This is a genomic window from Caballeronia calidae, from assembly GCF_900044055.2.
GTDB lineage: Bacteria > Pseudomonadota > Gammaproteobacteria > Burkholderiales > Burkholderiaceae > Caballeronia > Caballeronia calidae.
This window is the reverse complement of sequence record NZ_FCOX02000001.1, coordinates 226,387-239,085: the sequence shown is the minus strand read 5'-3', so window position 1 is coordinate 239,085 and position 12,699 is coordinate 226,387. Positions and strand designations below refer to the sequence as shown.

At 61.9% G+C, this 12,699-nt stretch carries 11 protein-coding genes and 1 pseudogene; 7 read left to right on the top strand and 5 right to left on the bottom strand.

All coding sequences use genetic code 11. The annotated features are described in order from the left end of the window. Positions 1–48: 48 nt before the first annotated feature. Together AWB78_RS01140 and AWB78_RS01135 are read left to right on the top strand one after the other, a co-directional pair. Positions 49–675, top strand: a complete 627-nt coding sequence (locus tag AWB78_RS01140) for a LysE family translocator (protein WP_062601506.1) — start codon at positions 49–51, stop codon at positions 673–675. Next, complete coding sequence (locus AWB78_RS01135) at positions 672–1,142, top strand: SgcJ/EcaC family oxidoreductase (RefSeq protein ID WP_062601755.1); 471 nt, start codon at positions 672–674, stop codon at positions 1,140–1,142. Before AWB78_RS01140 ends, AWB78_RS01135 begins: the two co-directional genes overlap by 4 nt. 12 nt (positions 1,143–1,154) lie before the next feature. Here the strand turns inward: AWB78_RS01135 and mnmE are convergent, their stop codons facing one another. After that, positions 1,155–2,540, bottom strand: a complete 1,386-nt coding sequence (mnmE, locus tag AWB78_RS01130; RefSeq protein ID WP_062601505.1) for a tRNA uridine-5-carboxymethylaminomethyl(34) synthesis GTPase MnmE — start codon at positions 2,538–2,540, stop codon at positions 1,155–1,157. Between the two features lie 309 nt (positions 2,541–2,849). Here mnmE and AWB78_RS01125 point away from each other — a divergent pair, with 309 nt between their 5' ends. Both AWB78_RS01125 and AWB78_RS01120 read left to right on the top strand, forming a co-directional pair. Continuing rightward, positions 2,850–3,266 carry a transcriptional regulator gene (locus AWB78_RS01125; RefSeq protein WP_062601504.1) on the top strand — a complete coding sequence of 139 codons (417 nt, stop codon included), beginning with the start codon at positions 2,850–2,852 and terminating at the stop codon, positions 3,264–3,266. A gap of 104 nt (positions 3,267–3,370) precedes the next feature. Beyond that, entirely contained in the window at positions 3,371–3,853 is a 483-nt protein-coding gene (locus AWB78_RS01120) for a hypothetical protein (RefSeq protein ID WP_157697389.1), read from the top strand. A gap of 63 nt (positions 3,854–3,916) precedes the next feature. Here AWB78_RS01120 and yidC read toward each other — a convergent pair whose 3' ends face one another. From yidC to rpmH, 4 genes and pseudogenes are all read right to left on the bottom strand, one after another. Next, positions 3,917–5,587, bottom strand: coding sequence for a membrane protein insertase YidC (yidC, locus tag AWB78_RS01115; protein WP_062601502.1), 1,671 nt, complete (start codon positions 5,585–5,587; stop codon positions 3,917–3,919). A gap of 83 nt (positions 5,588–5,670) precedes the next feature. Beyond that, a pseudogene (gene yidD / locus AWB78_RS01110) lies at positions 5,671–5,922 on the bottom strand (membrane protein insertion efficiency factor YidD); the annotation flags it as partial. 57 nt (positions 5,923–5,979) lie between these two features. Next, positions 5,980–6,504, bottom strand: a complete 525-nt coding sequence (rnpA, locus tag AWB78_RS01105; RefSeq protein ID WP_198399182.1) for a ribonuclease P protein component — start codon at positions 6,502–6,504, stop codon at positions 5,980–5,982. A 23-nt stretch (positions 6,505–6,527) separates the two neighbouring features. After that, on the bottom strand, positions 6,528–6,662 hold the full coding sequence (gene rpmH / locus AWB78_RS43170) for a 50S ribosomal protein L34 (protein WP_004198824.1): 135 nt from the start codon (positions 6,660–6,662) through the stop codon (positions 6,528–6,530). A gap of 407 nt (positions 6,663–7,069) precedes the next feature. On the opposite strand from rpmH, the gene dnaA reads away from it, so the two are divergent. From dnaA to gyrB, 3 genes are all read left to right on the top strand, one after another. Further along, on the top strand, positions 7,070–8,650 hold the full coding sequence (gene dnaA, locus AWB78_RS01100; RefSeq protein ID WP_062601501.1) for a chromosomal replication initiator protein DnaA: 1,581 nt from the start codon (positions 7,070–7,072) through the stop codon (positions 8,648–8,650). Between the two features lie 265 nt (positions 8,651–8,915). Beyond that, on the top strand, positions 8,916–10,019 hold the full coding sequence (gene dnaN / locus AWB78_RS01095; RefSeq protein ID WP_062601500.1) for a DNA polymerase III subunit beta: 1,104 nt from the start codon (positions 8,916–8,918) through the stop codon (positions 10,017–10,019). A 113-nt stretch (positions 10,020–10,132) separates the two neighbouring features. Continuing rightward, entirely contained in the window at positions 10,133–12,616 is a 2,484-nt protein-coding gene (gene gyrB / locus AWB78_RS01090; RefSeq protein WP_062601499.1) for a DNA topoisomerase (ATP-hydrolyzing) subunit B, read from the top strand. Positions 12,617–12,699 lie beyond the last annotated feature (83 nt).

The following is a 12,699-nucleotide window of genomic DNA, read 5'->3' as shown; positions in this document are numbered from 1 at the left end:
TTCGCGCGTTCATGGATAAATCGACGCATCGAACTCAGGAGACCTAGCATGACCCTCGCTCAATGGCTGCCGTTCGCAATCGCGTCGGCAATTCTCGTCGCGATACCCGGCCCGACTGTGCTGCTCGTCGTGTCCTACGCCCTCGGTCACGGGCGCAAATACGCGTTCGCGACGACACTCGGCGTCGCGCTCGGCGACCTCACCGCGATGACCGCCTCGATGCTCGGGCTCGGCGTGCTGCTCGCGGCCTCTGCCGAGCTGTTCATGGTGGTGAAGTGGATCGGCGCGGCGTATCTCGTTTATCTCGGCATCAAGCTGTGGCGCGCGCCGGTCGTCGATACGGATGCCGTGCAGCCCACCGGCGAACTGCGCACCGGCCGCATCATGGCGCACGCTTACGCCGTGACGACGCTGAATCCGAAGAGCATCATTTTTTTCGTCGCGTTCGTGCCGCAATTCGTCGACCCGCACGCGGCGAGCGTGTCGCAGATCGCGATCTTCGAAGCGACCTTCGTCGGACTCGCGGCAGCCAACGCGTTCGCTTACGCGTTGCTCGCGTCCGGCGCGCGCAAGGCCATCCGCAAGCCTTCCGTGCAACGCGCGGTGAATCGCACGGGCGGCGCGCTGCTGATGGGCGCGGGCATCTTCGCGGCGGCATGGAAGAAGGCAGCATGAGTCAACCCGACGATTGGACCGCGAACGCGCGGCGCGTGTACTTCGGCCTGCTCGAAGACTGGAACAGGCAGGACGCAGCGGCGATGGCGGCGCGCTTTACGGAGCGCGGCAGCCTGGTCGGCTTCGACGGCAGCGCCATCGACGGACGTACGTGCATCGAGGCGCACCTCCAGCCGATCTTCGCCCAGCATCCGACGCCGCGCTTCGTGGCGAAGGTGCGCGAGGTGAGGCGTATGGCGAACGGGCAGACGCTGCTGCTGCGGGCCGTCGCGGGCATGTGGCCGCGCGGCGCGACGGAACTCGAACCGGCTTTGAACGCCATTCAGACGATGGTGCTTTCGCTGTGCGATGGCGCGTACCGGATCGAAATGTTCCAGAACACGCCAGCGGCGTTTCACGGGCGGCCGGAGGAGAGCGAGAAGCTCAGCGCCGAATTGCGCGAGATCGACAAGCCCGAGGGCGCGTAGCCGTGTTCGCTGTTATTTTCCGATGCAAAAACGGCTGAAGATCACACCCAGCAGATCATCGGACGTGAACTCGCCCGTGATCGCATTGAGATTGTCCTGCGCGAGGCGCAATTCTTCGGCGAACAGATCGAGCACCTGCGAGTGCTGATCGGCATGCCCGGCGGCGAGTGCGAGATGATCGCGCGCCTCGCGCAGCGCGATCAGATGGCGCTCGCGCGCGAGATAGACGCTTTCGGCGCCCGCCTGCCACCCGGCGATCTTCAGAAGCTCGTCGCGCAGCAGCGAGATGCCGTCGCCGGTCTTGGCTGACAGATTGACTTCGCGCGCGTGATCGCCGTCGCGCGCGCCAGCTGCTGAGCCCGCGAGATCCGTCTTGTTCATCACCCGCACGACCGGCACGCCCGTTGGAAATCGCGCCGCGATCGCCTGATCCTCGGACGTCACGCCCTCGCGTGCATCGAGCAAATGCAACACGACGTCGGCGCGTTCGATCTCACCCCACGTTCGCTCGATGCCGATACGCTCGACTTCGTCCTGCGTCTCGCGCAGCCCGGCCGTATCGATGATATGCAGCGGAATGCCTTCGACCTGAATGGTTTGCGCGACCTTATCGCGCGTGGTGCCTGCGATCGGTGTGACGATCGCGAGCTCCGCGCCCGCCAGCGCATTCAGGAGTGACGATTTGCCCACGTTCGGCTGTCCCGCGAGCACCACCGACAAGCCTTCGCGCAAAAGCGCGCCTTGACGCGCGTCGGCGAGGACCTTGTCCAGCCGTTCGCGGATGCGTGCGAGCTTGCCGCGTGCATCCGCCGCTTCGAGAAAGTCGATCTCTTCCTCGGGGAAATCCAGCGTCGCCTCGACGAGCATCCGCAGGTTGATCACGTCTTCGACGAGCGCGTGGATTTCGCGCGAGAACGCGCCTTCCAGCGAGCGTCCTGCCGAGCGGGCGGCTGCTTCCGTGCTCGCTTCGATCAGATCCGCGACGGCTTCCGCCTGCGCGAGATCGAGCTTGTCGTTGAGAAACGCGCGCCGCGTGAATTCGCCGGGCTCAGCGAGCCGCAGGCCGAACTCGCGGCCGGCTTCGATCGCGCGTTGCAGCACCAGCTGGAGCACGATCGGACCGCCATGGCCCTGCAGCTCCAGCACATGCTCGCCCGTGTACGAGTGCGGCGCGGGGAAATAGAGCGCGATGCCGCGATCCAGAGCTTCGCCGTTGCCGTCGATGAATGGCACGTAGCTCGCGTGACGCGGCGCGAGGGCATGACCGCACATCGCGTGCATGGCCTTTTGCGCGGCGGCTTCGCCCGAACGGCCGAACGACAGACGCACGACGCCGATCCCGCCACGTCCCGGCGCGGTGGCGATTGCGACGATCGGATCGGTGTCGTTGCTCAGCATGGCGATAGGGCGGCTGGATGATTTCAGAGAACGCGCATTGTATCGCGGCGACTGGATCGAACGTTTGGCACGGGATGGCGCGAACGCTCCGTTATCTTTTTTGAGATACGAGGGAATACTGTGCGTTGCGGGCGATTTTTCGTGACGCTGACTCGGGAAGCCGCAGAGCGCCACGCGAGCCGCCAAGAAATACATTGCCAGAAAGCAACGAAGTTGGATGCTTATCTAGGATAAATACAGGCGACATCGCGACAAATCTATCGCATACGGTTGACTCCTAACCCGCAATTGCCTCGCACAATCCAGCCCATGCCTACACCACAAGAAAAGGCCGATTTCTCAGAACGGCTGAAATTCTCGATGACCCGCGCGCCCGAAAAGATGCGCGGCGCGACCGATCTCGCTTTGCATTTCAACTTGCGCTATCAGGGGGAACCGGTTTCGCCCCAGACCGCGCATAAGTGGCTTACTGCGCGCTCGATTCCGACGGCCGACAAGCTGCAGACGCTCGCCGAATGGTTCAAGGTCGACCAGCACTGGTTGCACTACGGGCCGCCGCCGAGCGGTAATCCGCAGGTTACGCCGAAGCCGCTCGCGCGCGACGAGCACTATCCGGCGACCGAAGAGACGCTTGAACTCGCGACCAAGATCGAGGCGCTGTCGCCGCATCATCGGTATTTGCTCGAGGAGTTGGTGGAGCAGTTTTATGGGTCGATGAAGCGGTGAATCTCATCGGCCGAGAATTTTTCGTAACTTTGAGATAAAGCTTCGCCGGTCTTCGTGTCATCCGAACCTCGAGTGCATAAGGCTCGGATGTGGTGCGGATATTCGTGATTGCCAAAGGACATTGGGCGCATCAAGAAGCATTTGGCCGATCGGGAGCAACTTTCGCGCATTCTGCCGCTATGAAACGTATTCACTCGCTCGCCACCTTCAAGAGGCGTTTTCGGGACGCGCTGACAGTGATAAAGCCAGACCTGAATAAACTGGCGCCTTTTCGTATTGACTCGTTCAAACCTGAGAGCGGCAAGGCCGTGGCTACCGCGATTTACGAGACGTTCGGTGTTCGGCTGGCCGATGCGACCGTGCAACGCTGGATCAACGGTCAAGGATTACCCTCCGAAGATAATTGGCCGCTCGTGACGGCGCTCGTCAAAAGATCCCGCGATTGGCTTATCGGCGCATCGGACTCGTATGGAGGCGTCGCAAGTTTCGAAGCCGCCGAGGCGAAACACGCTTACAAAGTTTCTCCGAAGGAGCGAGCGCTCGAATTGCTCCGAGAGGCGACGCGCATCATTGAAGAAGAAACCTGACTTACACGCAAAAACGCCCGGCTTGCCGGGCGTTTTCATTTTCAGATCAAATCGGAAGGAGGCTTAAGCCGCTTTCTTTTTGCTCTTTCCCATCATGCGCGTGATGTAGTACTGCTGGGCGATCGACAGCACGTTGTTCACGACGTAATACAGCACGAGACCAGCCGGGAAGAAGAAGAACATGACCGAGAATGCGATCGGCATGAACATCATCATCTTTGCCTGAACGGGATCGGGCGGCGTCGGGTTCAGCTTGGTCTGCACGAACATCGAGACGGCCATCAGCACCGGCAGGATGAAGTACGGGTCCTGCTGCGACAGATCGTGAATCCAGCCGATCCACGGCGCACCGCGCATTTCCACCGACGACAGCAACACCCAGTACAGCGAGATGAACACCGGAATCTGCACGACCACCGGCAGACAGCCGCCGAACGGATTGACCTTCTCGGTCTTGTACAGCGACATCAGCTCGGCGTTCATCTTCTGCGGATCGCTCTTGAAGCGCTCGCGGATCTGCTGCATGCGCGGCGTGATTTCCTTCATGCGCGCCATCGACTTGTAGCTCGCCGCCGACAGCGGGAAGAACACGGCCTTGATGAGCAGGGTCAGCAGCACGATCGCCCAGCCCCAGTTGCCCACGTAGCCGTGGATCTTTTCGAGCAGCCAGAAGAGCGGCTTGGCGATGATCGTCACCATGCCGTAGTCCTTCACGAGCTCCAGACCCGGCGCGATGCCTTCGAGCATGCGCTCTTCTTCCGGACCGGCGAAGAGGCGCGCATCGACATTCACGGTTTGTCCCGGTGCGATCGTCTGCGCGGGCAGCGTCACGCCGACGCGATACAGCTCCGGATCGATCTTCTGCACGTAGATGTCGCGCTTCACGCCCTGCTGCGGAATCCACGCCGACGCGAAGTAGTGCTGCACCATCGCGATCCAGCCGTTATCCGAGGACGGCTCGAACGATGCCTTGTTCTTGTCGATGTCGGAGAAGTCGATCTTCTGGAAGTGCTTCTGATCCGTGTAGACCGCCGGCCCGATGAACGTGTGCGAGAAGCGCGGCGTCTCGACCGGCGTGTTGTCGCGCACGAGCTCCATATAGAGCTTGGGCGTGACCGGCGCCGTGCCGACGTTCTCAATCTTCGTATCGACGTTGATCACATAGCTGCCGCGCGTGAACGTGTAAGTCTTGATGACCTTCACGCCGCCCTTCACCGGCGATTCGAACGCGATCTTCAGCGTCTTTTCGTCGCCCGTCAGCGACGTCTGGCCGGGAACCGGCGTGAAGATGTCGTTGTGGTTCGGGAAGTCGCCGCCGAGCAGGCCCGTGCGCGCGAGATACGTATGGTTCGCGGTGTGATCGAAGAGCGTGATGTAGAGGTCCGGCTGCTTGCCGTCGCCTTCCTTCATCAGCGAGAGCTTCGAGAGCGTGCCGCCGCGCGTGTCGATCTCACCGGAGTACACGTCCGTCGTGAACTTGACGAGCTGCGATTGCGCCGTGGCGGGCGGCGTCGCCGTGCCGGGCGCGGCCGTGCCCGCGGGTGCGTTCGGCAGCTCGGAAGGCTGTGCGCCGGATGCAGCCGAGCCCGGTGCGGGGTTGCTGGCGGTCTTGGCCGGTTGCGTCGCGCTCGGGAAGAACATCGACGGGCGCCCATGGTCGCGTTGCCAATTGTCGAACAGCAGGACAACTGACACGAAGAAGATGACCCATAGGACGGTGCGTTTGATATCCATGCGTTGTCTCAGTGTCGATCGGAAAGCGCTTGTGCGCCGTTTGGTGTTGAAAGCTTGTCTTGCCCGGCATCGTCGGACTTCGGGCGCGATTCGGACGCATCTTCAGCGCCGGCATGTCCGCAGGGAGGCGGCACGAGATCGACGCCGCCCGCCGAAAGTGGATGGCAGCGGCACAGCCGCTTCACGGCGAGATACGTGCCGCGCGCGGCGCCATGATACTGGATTGCCTCGCGCGCGTAGTCGGAACAGGAAGGATAAAAGCGGCACCGGTTGCCGAGCAGAGGGCTCACAGCAACCTTGTAGAAGCGCAACAACGCGATGAGTGCCGTTTGCATAAGCTTCGCGCCGCGCACCGGATTCACCACGAAGGTAAACCTGGCGCAATCCGCGCTTCATGACCCTGACGGGCCGGATGTTTCGTCGACGGCGGGCGCCGGAGGCGGCGCCGCCACGGTTTCGGCCTTGCGGCGCGCAGCTTCGCGCACGGCACGGTCGAACAATGTTTCCAGCTCGCTGCCGATGAGCGCCCGGAGCGGCGGGGAGCTTGCGCTCGGCATCGCCTTCCGGTCGATCTTCGCGTGCAGCCGGACGAGGATGTCAAATCCGTTCAACTGCTCGCGGCGCAGCCGGAACGCCTCGCGCGCAAGCCGTTTGATCAGATTGCGCGTGACGGCGCGCGGTGCCTGCTTCTTGCCGATCACCAGCCCGAGCCGCGCTTCCTTTCCCGACGGCTTGCCGTACAGAACCAAGTGCGGCGAGCGGCGCCACGGGCGCAAACGAAAAACGGATGAGAACTCATCCGTTTTCAGGAGCCTTGCGGCCTTGGGGAATGCGGCCTGCGCCGGCAACTGAACGATGTCCTGTCTCAAGACTTCTGTGCGGCGCGTGAGCGGCTCGCCGTCGAGTGCAGCATCCAACCGCGAGCGAACACTCGGCAGACTCAGATTGCCAGGCGCTTGCGACCCTTCGCGCGGCGAGCGTTGATGACCTTGCGGCCGCCAGCGGTCTTCATGCGAACGCGGAAGCCATGGGTGCGCTTGCGACGGGTAACGGAAGGTTGGTAAGTACGTTTCATGGTGCTCTCACTTGAGTTGATTTGACCGCGCGGGCTAAGGCTCCAGTGTGGTCACTGCAAGCGCGATGGCCGGAGGTTCAGGAATTCTGTTTTCGCGGAACCCGCTATTTAAACCGTTTTCCTATTGACCGTCAATAGTTTAGCGCCATGAGACTTCCTCTTCGGCAGCTTTCGGTTCAGAAAAGCATGCTGATTTGACCCTGTGGATAACTCGCGCGCTACCCTCGTTTGGCGTTAGAATCTCGCCTTACTCCCAAATATCCGCCCGCTGCTTCGGCCCGCCGTCCGCCCGCAAACCCTTGCGGCGTAAGCCTCCGAAGCACGCCTGCTCGGCTGTGCCGGGACTTGTCGGACGCTTTCGACAAGCATGGCCCGCAGGTGCGGAGCAACCATAACGACCGCATTCGATGAACGATTTCTGGGAACACTGTTCCGCACTGCTCGCGCGCGAACTCACGCCGCAGCAGTACGTCACGTGGATCAAGCCGCTGACCCCGGTCGACTTCGATGCCGACGCGAACACACTGCGCATCGCCGCTCCCAACCGCTTCAAGCTCGACTGGGTGAAAAGCCAGTTCTCGGGCCGTATCGCCGATGTCGCGCGCGATTTTTTCAGCGCGCCCATCGATGTTCAGTTCGTGCTCGATCCCAAAGCGACCGCGCGCAACGCGATCGGCGGCGGCCTGAATGCCGCGCCGCGTCCGACCGCGAGCGCGCCCGCCGCGCCGCGCGCTCCGGCGCCGTCGGCGGCCGTGCCGCAGGCGCCGTCCGTCGTCGCGCACGCGAACGCCACCGCGCACATCAACGCGCTGGCCGCAGAAGCGGCACAGCAGGCGCAAGCCACGCAGGAAGACCAGGCCGATCTCGACCTCCCGAGCCTCGACGCCAACGAAGCCGCCGCCGGCCGGCGCACGTGGCGCCCGGGCGGCGCGCCTTCGGCTGCCGGTGAAACCGATTCCGCTTACGAGCGTTCCAAACTGAACCCGGTGCTGACGTTCGACAACTTCGTCACCGGTAAGGCGAACCAGCTCGCGCGCGCGGCGGCCATCCAGGTCGCGGACAATCCGGGCATTTCGTACAACCCGCTCTTCCTGTATGGCGGCGTGGGTCTCGGCAAGACGCACCTGATTCACGCGATCGGCAACCAGTTGCTGATGGACAAGGCGGGCGCGCGCATCCGCTACATCCACGCCGAGCAGTACGTGTCGGACGTGGTGAAGGCGTATCAGCGCAAGGCGTTCGACGACTTCAAGCGCTACTACCATTCGCTCGATCTGCTGCTCATCGACGATATTCAGTTTTTCTCCGGCAAGTCGCGCACGCAGGAAGAGTTCTTCTACGCGTTCGAGGCGCTCGTCGCGAACAAGGCGCAGGTCATCATCACGAGCGACACGTATCCGAAGGAAATCTCCGGCATCGACGATCGCCTGATCTCGCGCTTCGATTCCGGCCTGACGGTCGCGATCGAGCCGCCCGAACTGGAAATGCGCGTCGCGATCCTGATGCGCAAGGCGCAGTCCGAAGGCGTGAGCCTGTCGGAAGATGTCGCGTTCTTCGTCGCGAAGCATCTGCGCTCGAACGTGCGCGAGCTCGAAGGCGCGCTGCGCAAGATCCTCGCGTACTCGAAGTTCCATGGCCGCGACATCACCATCGAGCTGACCAAGGAAGCGCTGAAAGACCTGTTGACGGTGCAGAACCGCCAGATCTCCGTCGAGAACATTCAAAAGACGGTGGCCGATTTCTACAACATCAAGGTCGCCGACATGTATTCGAAAAAGCGACCGGCTAACATTGCGCGCCCGCGCCAGATCGCGATGTATCTGGCGAAGGAACTCACGCAAAAGAGCCTGCCCGAGATCGGCGAGCTGTTCGGCGGGCGCGACCACACGACCGTGCTGCACGCGGTGCGCAAGATCGCGGCCGAGCGCGGCACCGATGCCCAGCTCAATCACGAATTGCACGTGCTCGAACAGACGCTGAAGGGCTGACGGCACCGGCCGGCGGCGCGCGGAGAACGCACACGCCATTTATTGCGCGCGCAGGGCTGTTTTTTGGCGAAAACGCCCCTATTTTTAGGGAGCGGTTCCGTTTTGAGGCACAATATAGGTTTAGCCGTCCAAGGCCTGGGCGGCGTAGCGCCAAGCTTTCGCGAGTGACCGGCGGGGGGCCGGCAACGCGTGTTACGAGGTTGTCCGTTGGGCAAATCGGGTGGCGAAACCGGCGGACAGGCCGTCACATCAACGAAGGAACTCTATGCAACTGGTCAAGACCGAACGAGATAATCTTCTAAGGCCGCTGCAAACCGTGAGCGGTATCGTAGAACGCCGCCATACGTTGCCGATCCTCGCGAATTTGCTCATCACCAAGAACGGCGCGGATGTGTCGTTCCTCTCGACCGACCTCGAGCTCCAGATCACGACCCGCGCCGATTTCGGCGTCGGCAGCGACCAGGTCGCCACCACGGTCGCCGCGCGCAAGCTGCTCGACATCCTGCGCGCCATGCCCTCCGGCGAAGTCGTGCTCGATCTCTCGGACAAGCGCCTCACCGTGCGTTCCGGCAAGAGCCGTTTCGCGTTGCAGACGCTCGCCGCCGACGAATTTCCCACGGTCAACCAGGCTACAGACTTCGGCGCGAGCCTTTCGGTTCCGCAGAAGACGTTCCGCCAGTTGCTCGGCATGGTGTACTTCGCGATGGCCCAGCAGGACATCCGCTACTACCTGAACGGCATGCTGCTCGTGGTGGACGGCGACGAGCTGATGGCAGTCGCGACCGACGGCCACCGTCTCGCGTTCTCGTCGATGAAGATCGAAGGCTCGTTCGCGCGTCAGGAAGTCATCATCCCGCGCAAGACGATTCTCGAGCTCCAGCGTCTGCTGGAAGACATCGACGATTCACTGAAGATCGACATCGCCGCGACGCAGGTGAAGTTCAGCTTCGGCCAGGTGGAACTCGTGTCGAAGCTCGTCGAAGGCAAGTTCCCCGACTTCCAGCGCGTGATTCCGAAGTCGCACAAGAACACGTTCGAAATCGGCCGTGAAGAACTGCAGCGTTCGCTGCAGCGCGCGGCCATTCTGACGTCCGACAAGTTCAAGGGCGTGCGCTGCCTCGTCGAGCCGGGCCAGCTCAAGATCATGTCGACCAACGCGGATCAGGAAGAGGCGCAGGAAGAACTGGAGATCGCTTATCAGGGCGATACCGTCGATATCGGATTCAACGTCACATATCTGCTCGACGTGCTCGCGAATCTGAAGGTCGACACGCTCAAGGTGAGCCTCGGCGACGCCAATTCCAGCGCGCTCATCACGATTCCCGAGAACGAGGAATTCAAGTACGTGGTGATGCCGATGCGCATCTGACGCGCTCAATACCAATAACACTCCAAGGGGCGGCGCGCCCCTTTGGCGTTTTTAAGGTGTTTCGAAAAGTTCGAGCAGTAACCCAGGCAGTGACGCAGAACCGGAAAATATCCATGACTGAAAACACAAATTCGCAACCCGACAACAAGCCCGACAACAGCTACGGCGCATCGTCCATTCAGATCCTCGAGGGTCTGGAGGCCGTGCGCAAGCGGCCGGGCATGTATATCGGCGACACGTCGGATGGCACCGGTTTGCATCACCTCGTTTTCGAAGTGCTGGACAACTCCATCGACGAAGCGCTCGCGGGCTATTGCGACGACATTCACGTCGTCATTCACGCGGACAACTCGATTTCCGTCACCGATAACGGCCGCGGCGTGCCGACCGGCCTCAAGCGCGACGACAAGCACGATCCGAAGCGCAGCGCCGCCGAAATCGTGATGACTGAGCTGCACGCGGGCGGCAAGTTCGACCAGAACAGCTACAAGGTGTCGGGTGGTCTGCACGGCGTGGGCGTGTCGTGCGTGAACGCGCTTTCCGAATGGCTGCGACTCACGGTGCGCCGCGACGGCAAGAAGCACTTCATGGAGTTCGCGCGCGGCGTGGTGCAGAACCGTGAGATCGTCGAGGAAGACGGCGTGCAGTATTCGCCGATGCCCGTTGTCGGCGATACGGAAAACCGCGGCACCGAAGTGCACTTCCTCGCCGATGCGACCATCTTCGGCAATGTCGAGTTTCACTACGACATTCTGGCGAAGCGCATGCGCGAGCTTTCGTTCCTGAACAACGGCGTGCGTATCCGTTTGACGGACCAGCGCACCGGCAAGGAAGACGATTTCGCGTTCGCGGGCGGCGTGAAGGGCTTCGTCGAGTACATCAACAAGGCGAAGCAGGTGCTGCACCCGACCGTGTTCCACGCGGTGGGCGAGCGCGAGAACGTGACCGTCGAAGTGGCGATGCAGTGGAACGACAGCTTCAACGAAAGCGTGCTGTGCTTCACGAACAACATTCCGCAGCGCGACGGCGGCACGCACCTCACGGGTCTGCGCGCGGCGATGACGCGCGTCATCAACAAGTACATCACCGACAACGAGATCGCGAAGAAGGCGAAGGTCGAGACGACCGGCGACGATATGCGCGAAGGTCTGTCGTGCGTGCTGTCGGTGAAGGTGCCGGAGCCGAAGTTCAGCTCGCAGACGAAGGACAAGCTCGTGTCGTCCGAAGTGCGCGCGCCGGTGGAAGAGATCGTCGCGAAGGCGCTCGAAGACTATCTGCAGGAGACGCCGAACGACGCGAAGATCATCACGGGCAAGATCGTCGATGCGGCGCGTGCGCGCGATGCGGCGCGCAAGGCGCGCGAGATGACACGTCGCAAGGGCGTGCTCGATGGCATCGGCCTGCCGGGCAAGCTCGCGGATTGCCAAGAGAAGGATCCGGCGAAGTCGGAGATTTATATCGTCGAGGGCGACTCGGCGGGCGGATCGGCGAAGCAAGGGCGTGACCGCAAGTTCCAGGCTATTTTGCCGCTGCGCGGCAAGGTGCTGAACGTCGAGAAGGCGCGCTTCGACAAGCTGATTTCTTCGGAGCAGATCGTGACGCTGGTGACGGCGCTCGGCTGCGGTATCGGCAAGGATGACTACAACCTCGACAAGCTGCGCTATCACCGCATCATCATCATGACCGACGCGGACGTCGACGGCGCGCACATCCGCACGCTGCTGCTGACGTTTTTCTATCGGCAGATGCCGGAGATCGTCGAGCGCGGGTATATCTATATCGCGCAGCCGCCGCTTTACAAGATCAAGGCGGGCAAGGACGAGCGGTATATGAAGGACGCGCACGAGCTCAATCAGCATATGTTGAAGCTCGCGTTGCAAGGGTCCGAGCTGATTGCAAGCGAAGGCGCTGATCCGATTTCGGGCGATGCATTGGGTGAGCTCGCGCGTGCGTATCTTCTGGCGCAGGCCGTGGTCGATCGTTTGAGCCGTATTTACGATGCCGCCTCCCTGGAAGCCGTGATGGATGGCGTGGTCATCGATCTGTCGTCGCAGGAAGCGGCCGAGGCTTCGGCGAAGCGGCTGGAGGAGCGGTTGCGCGCTGATCCGCTGAAGCCCGAGGTGAGCGTCGAAGCGGCCTACGATCAGGTGCGTGAACTGCGCTCGCTGCATATCAAGCGGCGTCATCATGGCAATGTGAAGGTCTCCGTGTTTGACGAAGACCTTCAGTTGACCGCGGACTACAAGCAGCTCGTTTCCACCGCGGATACGTTCAAGGGGCTGATCGGTGAAGGCGCCTTGATCAAGCGCGGAGAGCGGTCGATGGCGGTGACCGACTTCAAGAGCGCGATGAAGTGGTTGATCGCAGATGCGGAGCGCAACGTCAGCAAGCAGCGCTATAAGGGTCTCGGCGAGATGAACCCCGAGCAGCTTTGGGAAACGACGATGGATCCGAGCGTGCGGCGCTTGCTGCGCGTGCAGATCGAAGACGCGATTGCGGCCGATGGCATCTTCACCACGCTCATGGGGGATGACGTCGAGCCGCGCAGAGCGTTTATCGAGAATAATGCGTTGCGGGCGGGGAATATTGATGTTTGAGGTGTAAGCCTCCCGCGCCATCCAAACCCGTGTTCGCACTGAGCGTCACGGGTTTTTCTTTGCCGTCGATTGTTTGTTTGAAG